Below are 17,583 nucleotides of genomic sequence, written 5' to 3'. Positions count from 1 at the left end.
GCGGGGCTCCTGACGGTACGGGGACGGGGACGGGGGCGGTACGTGAGGCGGGGCGGGTACCCCGGGGACGCGGGCGGACGGGCGGGGGCCGTGGACGACCGACCGTACCGGACGCCCCGGCAACGCCCGGGCCCGCCGATCCGGTTCCGCGCCCCGCCGCCGAACCCGTTCGCCGGGGCCGCCCGGGCCCGAATAACCTCGTGCCCATGCGCGTCAACGTCCTCGGCCCCACCCAGGTCCACCGTGCCGACGGCACCCCCGTGCCGGTCGGCGGGGCGCGGCTGCGCGCGGTGCTGACCGTGCTGGCGCTGCGGGCCGGGCGCACCGTACCGCCCGGGACGCTGGTGGACGAGGTGTGGGCGGGGGACCCGCCCGCCGACGCCCCCGGCGCCCTCCAGGCCCTGGTCGGCCGGCTGCGCCGCGCCCTCGGCCCGGACGCGGTGGTCTCGGTGGACGGCGGCTACCGGCTGGGGGCCGACCCGGACGCCGTGGACCTGCACCGCTTCGAGCGGCTGACCGCCGAGGGGGTACGGGCGCTGGGTGCGGGCGACGCCGACGCGGCGCTCACCGCGCTGGACCGGGCGCTCGCCCTCTGGCGCGGCGAACCCCTCGCCGACCTGCCCGACCGCACGGCCGAGGCGGCCCGCTGGGAGGCCCGCCGCACCGACGCGCAACGGGCCAGAGCGGCCGCGCTGCTGCCGGCCGGCCGGGGCGAGGAGGCGCTGCCGGAGCTGTCCGCGCTCTGCCGCGAGCACCCCTACGACGAGCCGCTGCACGCCCTGCGGCTGCGCGCGCTACGGGACACCGGGCGGCGGGCCGAGGCGCTCGCGGGCTACGAGGAGGTGCGCCGCCGCCTCGCCGACGGCCTCGGCACCGACCCCGGACCCGAGCTGCGCGGCCTCCACGCCGAGCTGCTGGCTCCGGTAGGGACGGAGGCCGCCGGGCCGCCCCCTGCTCCGGCAACTCCGGTGCGCCCGGGAGCCGCTCCCACCGACCGTTCGGAGGCCGCTCCCGCGGTACGCCCGGAGGCCGGGGAGGCACGGTCCGGGGCGGCTCCCGCAGGTCCGGAGGCCGCTTCCGCCGTACGTCCGTGGGCCGGGGAGGCGTGGCCCGGGGCGGTACCCGCAGGTCCGGAGGTCGCTCCCGGCGTACGTCCGGAGGCCGGGGAGGCACGGTCCGGGGCGGCTCCCGCACGTCCGGGGACCGCTTCCGCCGTACGCCCGGGGGCCGGAGAGGTACGGCCAGGCGCGGCGCCTCCCGTACGTCCGGAGGGCGGGGCCGCGTCCTCGGGGGCGCCGGCGGTACGTCCCGAGGCCGGTCCCGTACCGGGCGAGCGGCACCCCGCCCCCGTAACCCCGGCCCCCGTATCCCCGGGCCTCGCGCCCGCATCCCCGGCCCTCGCCCCCGTAACCCCGGCCCCCGTAACCCCGGGCCCGGCCCCCGCATCCCCGGGCCCGGCCCCCGCATCTCCGGCCCCCGCGCCCGTGCCCTCGGCGCCTGGTCCCGCGGCCCACCCGGGCCCCGTGGCCCACCCGGCGCCCGCCGTCCCCGGCAACCTGCTGGCCCGGCTGACCAGTTTCGTGGGGCGGGAGGCCGATATCGCCACCGTGCTGGCCGACCTGGGGCGCTCCCGGCTGGTCACCCTGCTGGGGCCGGGCGGCTCCGGCAAGACCCGGTTGTCGCAGGAGACCGCCGAGCGGGGCGCCGGGGTGTGGCCGGACGGGGTGTGGCTGGCCGAGCTCGCCCCGGTGGACGACCCCGAGGCCGTACCGGACGCGGTGGTCACCGCCATCGGCGCGCGCGGCACGGTGCTGCACGGCGCCGGCGCGGAGGAGCTGCGGGCCGTGGAGCGGCACGGCGGCGGGCGCGCGGGTGCCGGCGCGGCCCTCGCCCGGCTGGTCGAGCACTGCGCGGACCGCCGCATGCTGCTTCTGCTGGACAACTGCGAGCATGTCGTCGGCGCCGCCGCCGAGCTGGCCGAGCGGCTGCTGGCGGCCTGCCCCGGGCTCACCGTGCTCGCCACCAGCCGGGAGCCGCTGGGCGTCCCCGGTGAGCAGGTCCGCCCGGTCGACCCGCTGCCCGGACCGAGCGCCCTGGAGCTGCTCCGCGATCGGGGCGCCGCCGCCCGGCCCGGCTTCGACCCCGCCGACGCGCCGGAGGCCTGCGCCGAGATCTGCCGCCGGCTGGACGGGCTGCCGCTCGCCATCGAGCTGGCCGCCGCCCGGCTGCGCGCGCTGACCCCGGCGCAGATCGCGGCCCGGCTGGACGACCGGTTCCGGCTGCTCACCGGCGGCAGCCGGACCGTACTGCCCCGTCAGCAGACCCTGCGCGCGGTGGTCGACTGGTCCTGGGACCTGCTGGACGAGGCGGAGCGGACCGTGCTGCGCCGGCTCTCGGTCTTCTCCGGCGGCTGCGACCTGGAGGCCGCCGAGGCGGTCTGCGCCACCGAAGGCACCATGGACCTGCTCGGCTCGCTGGTCGACAAGTCGCTGGTGCTCGCCGTGCCGGCGGCCGACGGGCAGATGCGCTACCGGCTGCTGGAGACCGTCGCCGAGTACGGCGCCGAGCGCCTGGACGAGGCCGGCGACCGGACCGCCACCGAACGGCGCCACCTCGTCCACTACCGGGAGCTGGCCCGCACCACCGACCCCGAGCTGCGCGGGCCGCGCCAGCGCGCCGCCCTGGACCGGTTCCAGCGGGAGTACGAGAACCTGCGCGGCGCGCTGCGCCGGGCCGTGGCCGCCCGGGACGAGCAGGAGGCGCTCTGCCTGGTGCACAGCCTGGCCCGCTACTGGCAGATGCGGGACCTGCGCGCCGACGCCCTGCACTGGTGCGGGGCCGCCGCCGCGCTCGGCCCGGACCCGTTCACCGGGCCGGTGCGCCCGGCGCCGCCGCTGTACGCCTCCTGTACCGACGCCCCGCCACCGATGAGCGAGGAGCTGCTGGCCGAGGCGCGCCGCGGCAACGCGCTGATGACGCTGGCCTTCATGGACCACTTCGCCACCCACTGGACCAGCCTGGAGGGGCGGACGCGGATGCACGCCATCCGGGACACCTACCGGCCGGGGCTGCCGCAGGCCTGCCGGATGCCCGGCGCCCTGTGGCTGTTCGCGCTGCTGGCCCTCGGCGACCCGGTGCCCCTGAAGGAGGTGCTGGACAGCACGGTGGCCGCCTGCCGCGACCTCGGCTACGACTGGGACTTCGCCCATATCATCGGAATCCGAGCCAACCTGCGCGCCAACCGTACCGAGACGGCCAGGGACGCGGTCCGGGACGCCGAGGCGAGCCTGGCGGGCTTCGAGCGGGCGGGCGACTCCTGGGGCGTCGCCGAGGCGCTGTCGGCGCGGGGCGAGGCCCGCGAGATGCTCGGCGACTACGAGGGCGCCGGCCGGGACTACGTCGCCGCGCTCGGTCACGCCGAACGGCTCGGCGCCCAGGGGCAGCGAGCGCTGCTGCGGGTCCGGTACGGGCAGACCCTGCTTCACCGGGGCCTGGGCGACGAAGGGGAGGCCGTCCTCCGCGAGGTGCTGGCCGCCGGCCGGGCAGAGGGCCACGAGGCGATCGCGGCGGCCCGGGTCTTCCTGGCCCTGTGGCTGGGCCGGTCCGGCCGCACCGCGGCGGCCCGGGCCGAACTGGACGCGGTGGACCAGGAGTTCGCGACGGACACCATGGCGCTGTTCCTGGGCTTCGCGCTGGGTGTCCGGGCGTGGCTGGACAACCTGGACGGGCGGTACACCGAGGCGCTGGCCAGGGTGGCGCACGCCTTGAAGAGGGCCCAGGAGCCGCTGGCGCTGCACATGTCCCCGAACATGCCCTCCCAGCACCTGATCACCGCCGCCCGGGCGGCCACCGGTCTCGGCGGGCCGTACGCCCGCACGGCGGCCGTGCTGCTCGGCGCGGCCGAGGCGCAGTGGCCGCCGGAGCACCTGGGCAGCCCGCTGGAGCGGGAAAGCCGGGACGAGGCGCTGGCGGCGGCCCGGGCGGCGCTCGACGAGGCGGAGTTCGACACCGCGTACGCCGAGGGCCGCCGGCTCACCCTGGAGCAGGCCGTCGCCCTCGTCCCCGTACCCGACTCCGACCCCGACCCGGACGCGCAGCCGGGGCCGTTCGCCGGCCTCAGGTCTTCTTCCGGAACCGCGCGACCGCCAGCGGGGCCGCGATCAGGGTGATCCCGGCGGCCCAGGCCAGCGTCATCCACACCGGCCGCCCGACCTCGCCGCCGCCCATCAGCCCGCGGGCCGCGTCGGCCAGGTTGGAGAGCGGGTTGTAGTCGGTGAAGGCCTGGAGCCAGCCGGGCATGGTGCTCGGCGGGGCGAAGATCGAGGAGCCGAACTGGAGCGGCATCAGCACCAGCATGGCCATGCCCTGCACCGCCTGGGCCGTCGGCAGCGCCAGCCCGAGCAGCATGAAGACCCACATCAGCGCGGAGCCGAAGGCGGCCGACAGCGCGACCGCCGCCAGCAGTCCGCCGACCGAGGTCTTGATCTCCATGCCGAGCAGGAAGCCCATGCCCAGCAGGATGGCGGTCGCCACCAGCATCCGGCCCAGCTCGACCACGATCTTGGCGACGAGCACCGAGGAGCGGGCGATCGGCATGGTCCGGAACCGGTCCATCACGCCCTTGCGGAAGTCGTCGTTGATACCGGTGCCGATGCCCATGGCGACGTTCATCCCCATCATGGCCATCAACCCGGGCACCAGGTAGTTGACGTAGTCCTCCTGGCGGCCCTGCCCGGCGATCGCGCCGCCGAAGACGTAGACGAAGAGCAGCACGAAGATGATCGGCATCAGCAGGACGTCGAACATCGACTCCGGGTCCTGCTTGATCTGGAGGACGTTCCGCCGGGCCAGGGCGCCGATGTGCCGCAGATGGGAGCGGAGCCCGATCCGCTCCCCGCCGCCGACTGCGGTGGGGGCGCTCACGGGCTTCCGGGGACTGGTGGTGGTGGCGGTGCTCATACGGTGACCTCCTCGGCGACCGGGTCGGACTGAGTGCTCGCCGTGTCGTCGGCGATCGGCGCCTTGGAGCCGGTGACCGCGAGGAACACCTCGTCCAGGGTGGGAAGTTGGGTGGCAAGGTGGGCGATGGCGAAGCCGCGCTCGGCCAGCAGACCGACGACCGCGGTGAGTTGTACGTCGCTGAGGATCGGTACGTAGAGCTGGCCCTCGTCGGGGACGGCGGTCGCCCCGGCCACCCCGCCCAGCCCGGTCTCGTCCAGCGCCCGCACCATGGCGGGCACCACGGCCGGGTCGACCGGGCGGACCTGGAGGGTGCGCCCGCCCACCCGCGCCTTCAGCTCGTCGATCCCGCCGCGCGCGATGACCCGGCCCCGGTCCACCACGGTCAGCTCGGAGGCCAGCTGCTCGGCCTCCTCCATGTACTGGGTGGTGAGCAGCACGGTGGCCCCCTCGGCCACCATGGCGCGCACCTCGTCCCAGACCTCGTTGCGGGTGCGCGGGTCCAGGCCGGTGGTCGGCTCGTCCAGGTAGAGCACGGCGGGCCGGCCGATCATGGAGGCGGCCAGGTCGAGCCGGCGCCGCATACCGCCGGAGTACCCGGCGGCCACCCGGCGCGCCGCCTCGGTCAGCGAGAACCGCTCCAGCAGCTCGTCCGCGCGGCGGCGGGCGTCCCGGCGGGAGAGGTCGAGCAGCCGCCCGATCATGTAGAGGTTCTCCCAGCCGGACAGCTTCTCGTCCACCGAGGCGTACTGGCCGGTGAGCCCGATGGCCCGGCGCAGCTCGCGCGGCTGGCGGACCACGTCGTACCCGGCGACGGTCGCGGTCCCGGCGTCCGGGACGACCAGGGTGGACAGGCAGCGGACCAGGGTGGTCTTCCCGGCCCCGTTGGGCCCCAGCACCCCGAGGACGGTGCCTTCGCGGACCTCCAGGTCCACCCCGTCCAGGGCTTTGGTCTCGCCGTAGTGCTTCACGAGGCCCCGGACCTCGACGGCGTTGGTGTCGGATCGTGTCATGGGTCCATTCCACCGCCCACCACTGACAATCCACCGACGGGCGGCTCCGCTCCACCGACAGGACACCGACAGAACGCCGATACGGGACGGTTCAGGGGGTGCCGGGACACACGACGGCCCGCCGATGGGGGATGTCGGCGGGCCGTCGCGGTGTGCCGCAGTGGCTTGGGAAAATCAGTGGAAGGTGTGCTCCTCCTGCGGGAACGTTCCGCCTGCCACATCGCCCGCGAAGGCGCGGGCCGCGTCGCCGAGGGTGCGGCGCAGGTCGGCGTACTGCTTGGTGAAGCGCGGGACCTTGCCGCCGGTGAGCCCGGCCATGTCGGTCCACACCAGCACCTGGGCGTCGGTGTCGGGCCCGGCGCCGATGCCGATGGTGGGGATGTGCAGCGAGCGGGTCACCTCGGCGGCCAGCTCGGCCGGGACGAGCTCCAGCACCACCGCGAACGCCCCCGCGTCCTGCGCGGCCTTGGCGTCCCGCAGCAGCCGGTGCGCGGCCTCGTCGCCGCGGCCCTGCACCCGGTAGCCGAGGGTGTTGACGGACTGCGGGGTGAGGCCCAGATGGGACATGACCGGGATGCCGGCCTGGACCAGCAGCTCGGTCTGGGGCAGCGAGCGCTCGCCGCCCTCCAGCTTGATCGCGCCGACCCCGGACTCCTTCACCAGCCGGGTCGCCGAGCGCAGCGCCTGCACCGGGCCCTCCTGGTAGGAGCCGAACGGCAGGTCGCCGACGACCATCGCCCGCCTGGTGCCGCGTACCACGGCGGCGGAGAGGATGGCGACCTCGTCGAGCGTGACGGGCACGGTGGTCTCGTAGCCGAGGTGGCAGTTGCCCATGGAGTCGCCGACGAGCAGCACGGGGATGCCGGACTCGTCGAAGACGGACGCGGTCATCGCGTCGTAGGCGGTGAGCATCGGCCACTTCTCGCCGCGCTCCTTGGCGGCGGCGATGTCGTGGACGGTGATGCGACGTGTGCCTGTGCCGCCGTACAGCGTTTTCGCGCCGCCGGCGGGCTGCGTGGAGGCAGCCTGAAGCGTCATGGTGGAACGGCTCCTTCGTCATCTCGAGGCGCCCTGACGGCGTCCCCGGATCACGTCCATGGTGGCACCACGTGCCGTGTGGGGGGAAGTGGGCGGCGTTTTGTGCGCGTTGTGTCACAGCCCGCGCTCCGGCCGTGCCCGTAAGGAACCCCGCGGGCTTCCCGGCTCGTCCTCGTGGCAGTGCGGCCGTCCCCTCAACCCCCGGGAATCCCCTAGGGTCGGGGGCGGCGTGTACGGCACGGCAGGGCAGGCAAGGCAGTGAGGACGGCGGTATGGCGCGGGTGGACGTGGCGGAGACGGGCAGCGGCGGCGCACAGGACCGGCGCCCCGAGTCCCGCATCCGGGCGGTGGTCGACCGCTGGCGCGGCGACCGCGGCGTCTGGCGCCGGGGGGTGCTGCTCGCGGTCTGCGCGCTGCTCACCGCGCTGGTGATGATCTTCCACGCGCAGATCCCCAACCGGATCGGCAACCTCGGCAGCCTCACCGAGACCTTCCTGCCCTGGTTCGGACTGGCGATCCCGCTGATCGCACTGGCCGCGCTCTGGCGCCGTTCGGCGACGGCACTGGTCGCGGTCGTCCTGCCCGCGGTGGTCTGGGTCAACCTGTTCGCCGGGTTGATCACCGACAAGTCGGGCGAGGGCGGGGACCTGACGGTCGTCACCCACAACGTCAACGCCGACAACCCGGACGCGGCGGGGACGGCCCGCCAGGTCGCCGGGGAGGGCGCGGACGTGCTCGCCCTGGAGGAGCTGAGCCCGGGAATGGTCCCGGTGTACGAGAAGGCGCTGGCCGGGACGTATCCGCACCACTCGGTGCAGGGCACCGTCGGCCTGTGGAGCAAGTACCCCGTCGACCGGGTCTCCCCGGTGGACATCCGGCTCGGCTGGACCCGCGCCATGCGGGCCACCGTCGCCGCGCCGTCCGGGGACGTCGCCGTGTACGTGGCGCATCTGCCCTCGGTGCGGGTCAAACTGAACGCCGGGTTCACCGCCTCCCAGCGGGACCGCAGCGCCGACGCGCTGGGCGAGGCCATCTCCCGGGAGCCGCTGGAGCGGGTGGTGCTGCTCGGCGACCTGAACGGCACCATGAACGACCGTGCGCTGAAGGCGGTGACCTCGCAGATGCGCTCCACCCAGGGCGCGGCCGGGGACGGCATGGGCTTCAGCTGGCCGGCGTCGTTCCCGATGGCGCGGATCGACCAGATCATGGTGCGGGGCGTGGAGCCCACGGCCTCCTGGTCGCTGCCCAAGACCACCAGCGACCACCTCCCGCTGGCCGCCCGCGTCCGCTTCTGAGCACCCTTTCGCGAAAAGGGGAGCGGGCGCCCGGGAACAATCCCGCCGACCGCGTTTGTTCCGCTAGGGAACTTACGCAGTCACACCGGAAAGGCCCGCTCCTTCATGCCCCTGGCCCTGCTCGCCCTGGCCATATCGGCCTTCGGCATCGGCACGACCGAGTTCGTCATGATGGGCCTGCTGCCCAACGTCGCGGACGACCTGCACACCTCCGTCCCCACCGCCGGGTACCTGGTCTCGGCGTACGCGATCGGCGTCGTCATCGGCGCCCCGCTGCTCACCGCCCTCGGCTCCCGCGTCCCGCGCAAGCGGATGCTCCTGCTGCTGATGGCCCTCTTCACCGTGGGCAACCTCGCCTCCGCGCTGGCCCCCGGCTTCGGCACCCTGGTCGGCGCCCGGATCCTGGCCGGGCTGCCGCACGGCGCCTTCTTCGGCGTCGGCGCGGTGGTCGCGGCCCGGCTGGTACGGGAGGGCCGCCAGGCCCGCGCGGTGGCCACCATGTTCCTCGGGCTGACCGTCGCCAACATCGTCGGCGTCCCCGCCGCCACCCTGCTCGGCCAGCACCTCGGCTGGCGGGCCACCTTCCTGGTGGTCGCCGCCATCGGCCTGGTCGCCATGGCCGCGCTCGCCCGGCTCGTCCCGCACGTCCCGGTCGACGGACACCAGGGCCTCGGCCGCGAGCTGCGGGCGCTGGGCAACCGCCAGGTGCTGCTGGGGCTGCTCACCGCGGTCTTCGGCTTCGCCGGGGTCTTCGCGGTGTACAGCTACCTCTCCTCCATGACCACCGAGGTCATGGGCTTCGGCGAGTCGACCGTGACCCTGGTCCTGGCCCTGTTCGGCATCGGGATGACGCTGGGCGCGCTGGTCGCCGGCCCGCTCACCGACCGGGCCCTGCGTCCCACCCTCTACGGCTCGCTCGCCGCCCTCGCCCTCGTCCTGGTCGGCTTCCGCTACGCCCTCACCGTCCCCGCGCTCGCCCTGGTGGCCGTGGTCGTGCTGGGCGCGGTCGGCTTCATGACGACCACCCCGCTCCAGATGCTGGTCATGAACAAGGCCAGGACCGCCCCGACGCTGGCCTCCGCCTCCAACCACTCGGCGTTCAACCTGGCCAACGCGGGCGGCGCCTGGCTGGGCGGCGCCGCGATCGCCGCCGGCTGGGGCTGGTCCTCCCCGGCCCTGGTCGGCGCCGCCCTCGCCCTGGTCGGCCTCGCCATCGCCGTGACCGCCGGCCTCCTGGACCGTACGCCCCGGTCCGGCGACGCCACAGACCCGGCCGCCACCCGCATCGTCACCGGCAGCCCCCGCCCCGACCGCCCCACCCCCTCCCCCTCCCCCTCCCCCTCCGCCGAACCGGCGCGAGCCGAGTAGCGATACGGGCCGGGTACGGGACGAGCCCGGTACGCCCCACGGAGGGCGTACCGGGCCCGGGTGCCTAGCTGGTGGTCCCGGGCGAACGGCCCCGGCCACCGGAGTGCCCTCTCCCTCGTCAGGGCCCCCGAGTGGGCCTGACGCCCTGGGCAGTGGGCCACGCCGCTGTCGGGCGGGCCCTGCCCGGAAGCACGTCGGACGGCGCGTCCCCGTCCCGGGCGTACTCGCCCCCCGTCGTCGGCCACGGGCGAACGCCCTGGGAGTCCCGAGGTGCCTACGGGCGGACCGCGAGTCTCGCCCCGCCCCGGGCCCCGTAACGCCCGTCGGCCCCCGGCCGGGCCTGCGCCCTGAGGCACCCACCCGGTCCGGCGTCGGGCGCCCAGGGCGCATCGCACCGCACCGGCCGGGGCCCGTAAACCGGCGCCCTCGGCCGTCCGGCCCGGGGCGGGCGTCCCCCCGTCGGCCCCGGGGCGGGCCCCCGGAGCCCCGAGGCGCCCAGGGGGCCCGTGGCTCTCGCCCCGCCCGGAACTCCGCGCCGCTCGCCGGCGCCCCTCAGCCCACGTTCTCGCGCCACCGGTTGGTGATCGGCAGCCGCCGGTCCTTGCCGAAGCCCTTGGCCGAGATCTTGGTGCCCGGCGGGTACTGGCGCCGCTTGTACTCGGCCGCGTCCACCATCCGCAGCGTCCGCGCCACCGTCTCCTCGTCGAAGCCGGCCGCCACGATCGCGTCCTTGCCCTGGTCGCGGTCGACGTACAGCTCCAGGATCCGGTCCAGCACCTCGTAGTCGGGCAGCGAGTCGGTGTCCACCTGGCCCGGGCGCAGCTCGGCGCTGGGCGGCTTGGTGATCGAGGCCTCCGGGATCGGCGGGGTCTGGCCCCGCTCCTCGGCGGCCCGGTTGCGCCACTTGGCCAGCCGGAACACCGAGGTCTTGTACACGTCCTTGATCGGCCCGTACGCGCCCACCGAGTCGCCGTACAGCGTGGAGTAGCCCACCGCCAGCTCGGACTTGTTGCCCGGCGCCAGCACGATGTGCCCCTCCTGGTTGGAGAGCGCCATCAGCAGGGTGCCGCGCAGCCGGGACTGGAGGTTCTCCTCCGCCAGCCCGGTCAGCTCCACCGACCCCATATAGGCGTCGAACATCGGCACGATCGGCACCGTGCGGAAGTTCAGCCCGGTGCGCCGGGCCAGCTCGGCCGCGTCGCTCCGGGAGTGGTCCGAGCTGTACTTCGACGGCATGGACACGCCGTACACGTTCTGCGCGCCCAGCGCGTCGCAGGCGATCGCCGCCACCAGCGCCGAGTCGATCCCCCCGGAGAGGCCGATCAGCACCGAGCGGAAACCGTTCTTCGCGGCGTACGCCCGCAGCCCCACCACCAGCGCCGAGTACACCTCCTCGTCGTCGTCCAGCCGCTCCGCGTACCCGCCGGTCAGCTCCGGCTCGTACGCGGGCACCGGCTCCTCGGAGAGCACCACCCGCTCCACCCGCAGCCCGTCGTCCACCGTGCCGGTCACCGGCTCGGCGGCCGCCGCCGGCAGCTCCAGGTCCACGATCACGCTGCCCTCGGAGAACTGCGGGGCCCGGGCGATCACCTCGCCGCGCTCGTCCACCACGATCGAGTCGCCGTCGAAGACCAGCTCGTCCTGGCCGCCGATCATCGCCAGGTACGCGGTGGTGCAACCGGCCTCCTGGGCCCGCTTGCGCACCAGCTCCAGCCGGGTGTCGTCCTTGTTCTGCTCGTACGGCGAGGCGTTGATCGACAGCAGCAGCCCGGCGCCCGCCGAACGCGCCGCCGGCACCCGGCCGCCGTCCTGCCACAGGTCCTCGCAGATGGCGAGCGCCACATCGACCCCGCGCACCCGCACCACCGGCAGGGTGTCTCCCGGCACGAAGTAGCGGAACTCGTCGAAGACCCCGTAGTTCGGCAGATGGTGCTTGGCGAAGGAGAGCGCCACCTCGCCGCCGTACAGCACGGCCGCCGCGTTGCGCGGGGCGCCGGCCGGCTGCCCGTAGCGCGGCTGGGCCTTCTCGGAGCGGTCCAGATAGCCGACGACGACCGGCAGCTCACCGAACCCCTCGTCGGCCAGCCGCCGCGCGAGCCCCCGCAGGGCCTCCCGGGAGGCCTCCACGAAGGACGAGCGCAGCGCCAGGTCCTCCACGGGATAGCCGGTCAGCACCATCTCCGGGAACGCCACCAGGTGCGCGCCCTGCCCGGCGGCGTGCCGGGTCCAGTGCACGACGGCCTCGGCGTTTCCCGCGAGGTCGCCGACGGTCGAGTCGATCTGATTCAGAGCGAGGCGTAGTTGAGGCACGAGGACCAGTGTAATCGTCAGATGGACACGATGCCCGGGCCGGGGCCGCAGCGAGGCGGGCCGGGGCCGCGGCGGGACAGCCGAGACGGCGGCGGGGCGGCCGGGGCCCTGCCGGTCAGCCAGAGCCCTCAGCCGGTGGTGTTGTCAGTGCCGGATGGTTCTCTGGAGCCATGCATCCGTTCACCAGTGCCGACGCGCTGCCCGCCGTGCCCGACCTGCTGGCCCGGTGCCGGGCGCTGGCGGCCCTCGGCGCGCTGGCGGTCGGCGACCAGGACGGGCCGGCCGTCTACACCCTGCGGCCGTCACCGGAGGGCGGCCGCCATCGGTACGGCCGCGCGGCGCGCCCCGAGGGACCGGTCTTCTCCCTGGCCGCGGAGGGCGCCTGCTTCGAGATCCTCTTCGACCGGGCAGGGACGCTGCTCTGGGGGTACGTGGAGGGGGCCGCCCGGCTCCCCCTGCCCGACCGTGTGGAGCAGGACGGCATACCGGACGGCGACGGCCCCGAGTGGCTGCCGCCGGAGCTGCGCCCCCTGCTGCCGACGGCGCCGGTCGGCGTGCTGATCTGGCGTGAGGCCGCCGACGAGGCCTGGCACGTCCTGGACGCCTTCGGAGCCCTGAGCGGTGACGGTGCCCTCCTCCACGACCTGGTCGCCGTCCGCCCCCGTCCGCCCGCCTGGCTCCGCTCCCGGTGGCCCGTGGAGGTCGTCTGGGACGTCCTCGACCTCCCCGGCCCCCAAGCCGATCCCGGGCGCAACGCCGGAGGCCGGCGAGGCGGGTCCAAGCGCCGGACCGGCACCGCGACCGCGACCGCGATCGCAGCCCCGCCCGCGGCCGAGGAGGTGCTGCGCTGCCAGGACGCCTCCGGCCTGATCACCACGGCCGTCTTCCGGCTCCGGACCGAGGACGCGCGGAGCCATGTCCTGGACCTGCCGGTGGCGGTGGCCGACGACATGGTGGTGGTCGGCGGCGGAGCAGTCGCCGAGGACGGGCCGGTGGGCGCCCTGCTGACCGCCTCCTACCCCGCCGATGACCTGACCGAGTGGCGGGTGTCCTCAAAGGACCATGTGGTGCCCCAGGCGCACCGGCTCACCGGATACGCGATCGGGCTGCGGATCGAGGGCGTCAGCCGCCGCCGACTGGCCGAAGAACTGCTGCTGGTCCGCCGGGTCGGGAGTGCCCAGGCCGCGCATCCGGAAGCCGCCGCACCGGTTCCGCCCGGGCACGTCCTGCTCGGCGGGGGCTTCCGGGTCGGCTGGCACGACGGCCCGCACGCGCTGGGCGCCGGAAGCCTGGCGACCGCCTCGTACCCGGTGGAGGGGAGCGAGTGGCGGGTGCGTGCCAAGGACCACCTGGTCTCCCACCCCAGCACGGTGGACGCCTACGCGGTGTGCCTGAGGGACTCCTTCACCGTGGACGGCATCCCGTACCGCGTCCAGAGCCTCGTCCGGACCGAGGGGAGCGAGGTCCCGGCCGAGCGCCCGGCCGCGGCCGTTCCTTTCCACGGCACCGGACACGCGCTGACCGGCGTGGGCGCGGATGTGCGGCCGAGGGAGCCCGGCTCCCTGCTCTGGCGGCTCGCCCCGGTGACGGAGGACGGCGGCCTCGGCGCGGCGGCGGGCGGGAAGGACCATCTGGAATGGGCGCCCACCACCCTCGACGTCTACGCCCTGGGCGTCCGGCTGCTCGCCGAGGACCCCAAGCTGAGGAGTGCCTGACACCGGAGGAGGCCTGCCGGCCCCTGCCGCGAGAGGGCCGGCGAGAGGGCCGGACCCGCCGCGCGGCAGGCGCCGGCCGTGCTCACCCCTCCGCGTACACCCGCTCCGCCCAGCCGGCGATCTGCGCGTCGGAGAGGTGGCGGGCGATGTCCGCCTCGCTGATCATCCCGATCAGCCGCTTGTTCTCGATGACCGGGAGCCGGCGGATGCGGTGCTCCTTCATCATCTGGAGCACCTCGTCCACGTCCGCGTCGGCGGCGATCCAGCGCGGGGTGCCCTTGGCCAGGTCGCCTGCGGTGATCCGGGCCGGGTCGTGCCCGGCGGCCACACAGCCGACGACGATGTCCCGGTCGGTGAGGATGCCGCACAGCCGCTCGTTCTCGTCGGCGACCGGCAGCGCGCCGACGTTCAGCTCACGCATCAGCTGTGCGGCCCGGTCCAGCGTCTCGTGTTCGGGGAGCCAGTGGGCCCCCGCGTGCATGATGTCCTTCGCGGTGGTCATAGGGGTCGTACACCTCCGGATGGCGGCCGTACCGCGACGGCAGGCCGTCCATGGGGTCGCAGGGGTCCCCGAGCGCTCTCATTCTGGCCGCGCCACCGGCCCCCCGCGACCGCAGCGCGGGGGGCCTCCCCCCGGCACACCGACGCGCCGGCCCGGGCCCCCTCAGGAACCCGGGCCGACCCGCCGTACGCACCCCCCCGAGGCACAGATCCTCAGTGGGCGGACGCACCGCGCTCGCGCAGCATGTCGGCCATGAGCGCGATCTCCGACTGCTGGGCGTCCACCATGCCCTGGGCGAGCCGGAGCTCCACCTCGTCCCGGCACTCGGTGACACAGCCCTCGGCCATCTCCACGCCGCCCTGGTGGTGCGCGGTCATCAGCCGCAGATAGAGGACCTCGGCCTCCTTGCCGCTCGCCTTCCGCAGGGAGTCGAGCTGGGCCTCGGTCGCCATACCCGGCATCAGCGCGCCATCCGCCCCCGCGCCCCCGCCATGCCCGCCGTGAGCCCCGTCCGCACCCTGCCCGCCATGACCACCGTGCCCGCCATGGCTTTCGTGACCCTCGTGGCCCTCAGCCCCCCTCATCCAGGCCATCGGCTCGGTGCCCGAGGCGACCTTCGGCAGCCCCCAGCGGTCCAGCCAGCCCAGCATCATCCCGCGCTGGTTGGCCTGGGTGTTGGCGATGTCGTACGCCAGCCGGCGCACCTCCTCGTCCTCGGTGCGGTCCCGGACGATGAACGACATCTCCACCGCCTGCTGGTGGTGGACCGACATGTCCCGCGCGAAGCCGGCGTCCGCCGAGTCCGCGGCCGGGACCCGCGCCTCGGCCGGAGTGTCGTCGCCGCCCGCCGAGGCGACCGCCGCCGTGCCGGCGAACAGCAGGGCCAGCACCACCGCGGTGACCGCCGCCCAGTTCGTCCGGCTCATGACCCTGCCCGTGGAGGCGGCCCTGCCCTCAGCGGCGGTCACTGCTTCGCGCCCGCGCCGGGCACGCCCTCGGCGCCCACACCGCCCGTGCAGGCGGCCCCCGGCTCGGGGGTCTGCGTGCCCTGCACGTACTTGCCGAAGAACGCGTCTACCCGCGGGTCGTCGGCCCCGTCCACGGTGATCTGCTTGCCCCAGGCGCTCAGCATGACCGCCCCGGCCTGGTCCTTGACCGGGCTGATGAAGGAGTACGAGGTCTTGCCGACCTTCTCCTCCAGCTTCTTCACGTCCCCGGCCGGCGCCTTGTCGCTGTACGTGACCCAGACCGCGCCGTGCTCCAGCGAGTGCACGGCGTGGACCTCGGGGACCGGCACCTTGTAGACGTTCCGGTCGCAGTTCAGCCAGGCCCGGTGGTGGTCCCCGCCGACCGGGGGCTTCATCGGGTAGCTGACCGGCTTGGCCACGTGGTTGCGGCCGAGCTTCTTGGCGTCCCAGGACTTCTCACCCTTGATGGGCGCCTTGGCGGCGGCCTCGGTCCGCTCCTTCTTGTCGTTCTCCTGCTTCAGCAGGTACCCGCCGAAGCCGACCAGGCCGACGACGACGGCGGTGCTCAGCGTGATGGTGAGGATGCGGTTGCGGCGCTCACGTGCCCGTTCGGCACGGCGCATCTCCTCTATCCGGGCCTTGCGGTCGGCGTTGGAGGAGGAGCGGTTGGCGGCCATGGTGAATCGTCTGCCCTTCGTGTCAAGTATGGAGAACACGCTGGTCACCGCCCCAGCAGGGGCTCTACGGACCTGGCGCGCGGTGCATCTGCGTCTGCATCTGCGTCGAAGGGCGCGATCTAGGTCCGCAGCACCTGGAGGACATGCAGCCCTGGGGCGCGCGGACGGGCCTGGTACGAGGCGGGGGCCGCGACCGCCGGGGCCGGCTGCGGCCGGGTCAGCGTGTCCGGCTGCTGCGGCGGGTCGAGCGGCGGAGCGGTCAGCACCACGGGGGTCTGGTACGGGAAGAGCCCGCAGTCCCCGCGGTCGAAGGGGCAGGAGTACTCGGTGGCCGGGACCGCGAGCGTCACCCGCCGCTGCTCGCCGTGATCGGGCCGGGCCGCGACGCCGTGCGGGTCGAGACAGACGAACAGCGCGGCGAGGAGCGCCGCCACCGCGCTCAGCCGCGCCGTGGGACGCAGGATGCGTATGAGCCCGGAGCCCCCCATGAGCGCCGATGGTAACGGCACCCCCGCGGTTCCTCCACGGCCGGGCGGAACCGGTCCCTCAGCCCCGGGCCCCGTTGCCGTCGGAGAGTCCCAGGGCCAGCAGGGCCACATCATCACCGACCTCACCCGCGTACTCCGACAGATCCCGCCACACCGCGCGCACCATCTCCACCGGCGGGCCCGGCCGCACCCGCTCCGCCAGCGGGTAGAACGTGCCCGTGCCGTCCCGCGCCTCGGTGACCCCGTCGGTGTGCGCCAGCAGGACGTCGGTGGGGCCGAGCGGCACCGTCACCGAGGCGGGCGCGCGGTACTCGGCCAGCGCCAGCCCCCAGGGCGGCCCCGGTACCGCGTCCACCTCGCGGGTCATGTACCGCCCCACCACCAGCGGAGCCGGATGGCCGCAGCTCAGCACCCGTACCGCCGCCGCACCCGAGGGGAACTCCATCAGCAGCCCGGTGGCGAACAGCTCCCCGTCGCCCCGCTCGGCGGCGTCCACCATCAGCCGCCGGTCCAGCCGCCGGGCGATCCCGGCGAGGTCCGGCTCGTCCAGCACGGCCTCCCGGAAGGTGCCCAGCAGCGCGGCGACCGTGCCCACCGCCCGCAGCCCGTGCCCCTGCACATCCGCGACCACCGCCCGTACCCCGTACGGACCGGGCCGTACGTCGTACAGATCGCCGCCCACCAGGGTGCCGTGCTCGGCCGCCCGGTACAGCGCCCCGCACCGGACCGGGCCGACCCGCTCCGGCATCGGCGGCAGCACGGCGAGCTGCGCGGCCTGGGCGACCGTGCGCACCGAGACCAGCTGCGCGTCCCGGCGTACCCGCAGCGATGCCAGCACCACGCTGACCAGCGCGATCAGCACATACGCCACCAGGTCGCCGGAGGAGACGTCATCGGCCCGGATGGCGGGCAGCAGCAGCAGCGCGGCGAGCGTCCCGGAGACCGCCGCGGTGCCGAACGTCCCGTACACCAGGGAGGTCAGCGGCGGGACGACGGCGAAGGCGAAGCCCAGCTGGAGGCTGGCCGGGGTGAGGACCTGGACCACGATGAGCAGCGCGACGAAGAACCACGGCAGTGTCCGCACCCAGCGTGGCGCGGGCACGCCTCCGGGCAGCTGCTCCACGCCTCGGTCCATGTGCCCAGTCTGCGAGGCCGACGTTGGGCGCGCCACGCAGGTCCAGGCAGTATGGGTGCGCAACGTGCGCGTAACCGTGTGGTGGCATGCTGGCCCTGATCAGCGAGGATGGGTG

General features: G+C 74.8%; 13 protein-coding genes. 4 read left to right on the top strand and 9 right to left on the bottom strand.

What is annotated here, in order from left to right; genetic code table 11:
- The first annotated feature begins 206 nt into the window (after positions 1–206).
- A complete protein-coding gene (locus ABZ945_RS07535) occupies positions 207–4,169 on the top strand; it encodes a BTAD domain-containing putative transcriptional regulator (RefSeq protein WP_361265440.1) in 3,963 nt (1,320 codons plus the stop codon).
- Here the strand turns inward: ABZ945_RS07535 and ABZ945_RS07530 are convergent.
- The 3 genes from ABZ945_RS07530 to panB all read right to left on the bottom strand — a co-directional run bounded on the left by ABZ945_RS07530 (position 4,117) and on the right by panB (position 7,010).
- Complete coding sequence (locus ABZ945_RS07530; RefSeq protein ID WP_361265437.1) at positions 4,117–4,959, bottom strand: ABC transporter permease; 843 nt, start codon at positions 4,957–4,959, stop codon at positions 4,117–4,119. The two genes, ABZ945_RS07535 and ABZ945_RS07530, sit on opposite strands and share 53 nt — an antisense overlap.
- The gene (locus tag ABZ945_RS07525) at positions 4,956–5,972 is read right to left on the bottom strand and encodes an ATP-binding cassette domain-containing protein (protein ID WP_361265434.1); all 1,017 of its coding nucleotides are present in this window, start codon (positions 5,970–5,972) and stop codon (positions 4,956–4,958) included. Before ABZ945_RS07525 ends, ABZ945_RS07530 begins: the two co-directional genes overlap by 4 nt.
- Before the next feature lie 174 nt (positions 5,973–6,146).
- On the bottom strand, positions 6,147–7,010 hold the full coding sequence (gene panB / locus ABZ945_RS07520) for a 3-methyl-2-oxobutanoate hydroxymethyltransferase (RefSeq protein WP_361265431.1): 864 nt from the start codon (positions 7,008–7,010) through the stop codon (positions 6,147–6,149).
- Positions 7,011–7,282: 272 nt separating this feature from the next.
- On the opposite strand from panB, the gene ABZ945_RS07515 reads away from it, so the two are divergent.
- Positions 7,283–8,305, top strand: a complete 1,023-nt coding sequence (locus ABZ945_RS07515; RefSeq protein WP_361265428.1) for an endonuclease/exonuclease/phosphatase family protein — start codon at positions 7,283–7,285, stop codon at positions 8,303–8,305.
- A 105-nt stretch (positions 8,306–8,410) separates the two neighbouring features.
- The gene (locus ABZ945_RS07510) at positions 8,411–9,673 is read left to right on the top strand and encodes an MFS transporter (RefSeq protein ID WP_361265425.1); all 1,263 of its coding nucleotides are present in this window, start codon (positions 8,411–8,413) and stop codon (positions 9,671–9,673) included.
- A 552-nt stretch (positions 9,674–10,225) separates the two neighbouring features.
- Here ABZ945_RS07510 and ABZ945_RS07505 read toward each other — a convergent pair.
- Positions 10,226–11,983: an NAD+ synthase gene (locus tag ABZ945_RS07505; protein WP_361265422.1), complete on the bottom strand. Its 1,758-nt coding sequence runs from the start codon at positions 11,981–11,983 to the stop codon at positions 10,226–10,228.
- 170 nt (positions 11,984–12,153) lie between these two features.
- Here ABZ945_RS07505 and ABZ945_RS07500 point away from each other — a divergent pair, with 170 nt between their 5' ends.
- Entirely contained in the window at positions 12,154–13,698 is a 1,545-nt protein-coding gene (locus tag ABZ945_RS07500; RefSeq protein ID WP_361265419.1) for a hypothetical protein, read from the top strand.
- A gap of 82 nt (positions 13,699–13,780) precedes the next feature.
- Here the strand turns inward: ABZ945_RS07500 and ABZ945_RS07495 are convergent, their stop codons facing one another.
- The 5 genes from ABZ945_RS07495 to ABZ945_RS07475 all read right to left on the bottom strand — a co-directional run bounded on the left by ABZ945_RS07495 (position 13,781) and on the right by ABZ945_RS07475 (position 17,468).
- Positions 13,781–14,200 (bottom strand): CBS domain-containing protein, encoded by a 420-nt coding sequence (locus tag ABZ945_RS07495; protein WP_361265416.1) that lies wholly within the window; start codon positions 14,198–14,200, stop codon positions 13,781–13,783.
- A gap of 212 nt (positions 14,201–14,412) precedes the next feature.
- Positions 14,413–15,126 (bottom strand): DUF305 domain-containing protein, encoded by a 714-nt coding sequence (locus tag ABZ945_RS07490; protein ID WP_361265413.1) that lies wholly within the window; start codon positions 15,124–15,126, stop codon positions 14,413–14,415.
- A gap of 38 nt (positions 15,127–15,164) precedes the next feature.
- Positions 15,165–15,845 (bottom strand): DUF3105 domain-containing protein, encoded by a 681-nt coding sequence (locus tag ABZ945_RS07485; protein ID WP_361265989.1) that lies wholly within the window; start codon positions 15,843–15,845, stop codon positions 15,165–15,167.
- A 119-nt stretch (positions 15,846–15,964) separates the two neighbouring features.
- Positions 15,965–16,333 carry a hypothetical protein gene (locus ABZ945_RS07480; protein WP_361265410.1) on the bottom strand — a complete coding sequence of 123 codons (369 nt, stop codon included), beginning with the start codon at positions 16,331–16,333 and terminating at the stop codon, positions 15,965–15,967.
- Between the two features lie 58 nt (positions 16,334–16,391).
- On the bottom strand, positions 16,392–17,468 hold the full coding sequence (locus ABZ945_RS07475) for a PP2C family protein-serine/threonine phosphatase (RefSeq protein ID WP_361265406.1): 1,077 nt from the start codon (positions 17,466–17,468) through the stop codon (positions 16,392–16,394).
- Positions 17,469–17,583: the final 115 nt, after the last annotated feature.

The sequence above is a fragment of the Streptomyces sp. NPDC046887 genome (assembly GCF_040644755.1).
Lineage (GTDB): Bacteria > Actinomycetota > Actinomycetes > Streptomycetales > Streptomycetaceae > Streptomyces > Streptomyces lichenis.
Note: the sequence above shows the minus strand (reverse complement) of the source record. Positions and strands in the feature narration are given on the sequence as shown.

Bases quoted from the DNA above. Each gene is read 5' to 3' on its own strand.
- ABZ945_RS07535 (WP_361265440.1), top strand. From the start codon at position 207: ATGCGCGTCAACGTCCTCGGCCCCACCCAGGTCCACCGTGCCGACGGC.
- ABZ945_RS07530 (WP_361265437.1), bottom strand. From the start codon at position 4,959: ATGAGCACCGCCACCACCACCAGTCCCCGGAAGCCCGTGAGCGCCCCC.
- ABZ945_RS07525 (WP_361265434.1), bottom strand. From the start codon at position 5,972: ATGACACGATCCGACACCAACGCCGTCGAGGTCCGGGGCCTCGTGAAG.
- panB (WP_361265431.1), bottom strand. From the start codon at position 7,010: ATGACGCTTCAGGCTGCCTCCACGCAGCCCGCCGGCGGCGCGAAAACG.
- ABZ945_RS07515 (WP_361265428.1), top strand. From the start codon at position 7,283: ATGGCGCGGGTGGACGTGGCGGAGACGGGCAGCGGCGGCGCACAGGAC.
- ABZ945_RS07510 (WP_361265425.1), top strand. From the start codon at position 8,411: ATGCCCCTGGCCCTGCTCGCCCTGGCCATATCGGCCTTCGGCATCGGC.
- ABZ945_RS07500 (WP_361265419.1), top strand. From the start codon at position 12,154: ATGCATCCGTTCACCAGTGCCGACGCGCTGCCCGCCGTGCCCGACCTG.
- ABZ945_RS07495 (WP_361265416.1), bottom strand. From the start codon at position 14,200: ATGACCACCGCGAAGGACATCATGCACGCGGGGGCCCACTGGCTCCCC.
- ABZ945_RS07490 (WP_361265413.1), bottom strand. From the start codon at position 15,126: ATGAGCCGGACGAACTGGGCGGCGGTCACCGCGGTGGTGCTGGCCCTG.
- ABZ945_RS07485 (WP_361265989.1), bottom strand. From the start codon at position 15,845: ATGGCCGCCAACCGCTCCTCCTCCAACGCCGACCGCAAGGCCCGGATA.
- ABZ945_RS07480 (WP_361265410.1), bottom strand. From the start codon at position 16,333: ATGGGGGGCTCCGGGCTCATACGCATCCTGCGTCCCACGGCGCGGCTG.
- ABZ945_RS07475 (WP_361265406.1), bottom strand. From the start codon at position 17,468: ATGGACCGAGGCGTGGAGCAGCTGCCCGGAGGCGTGCCCGCGCCACGC.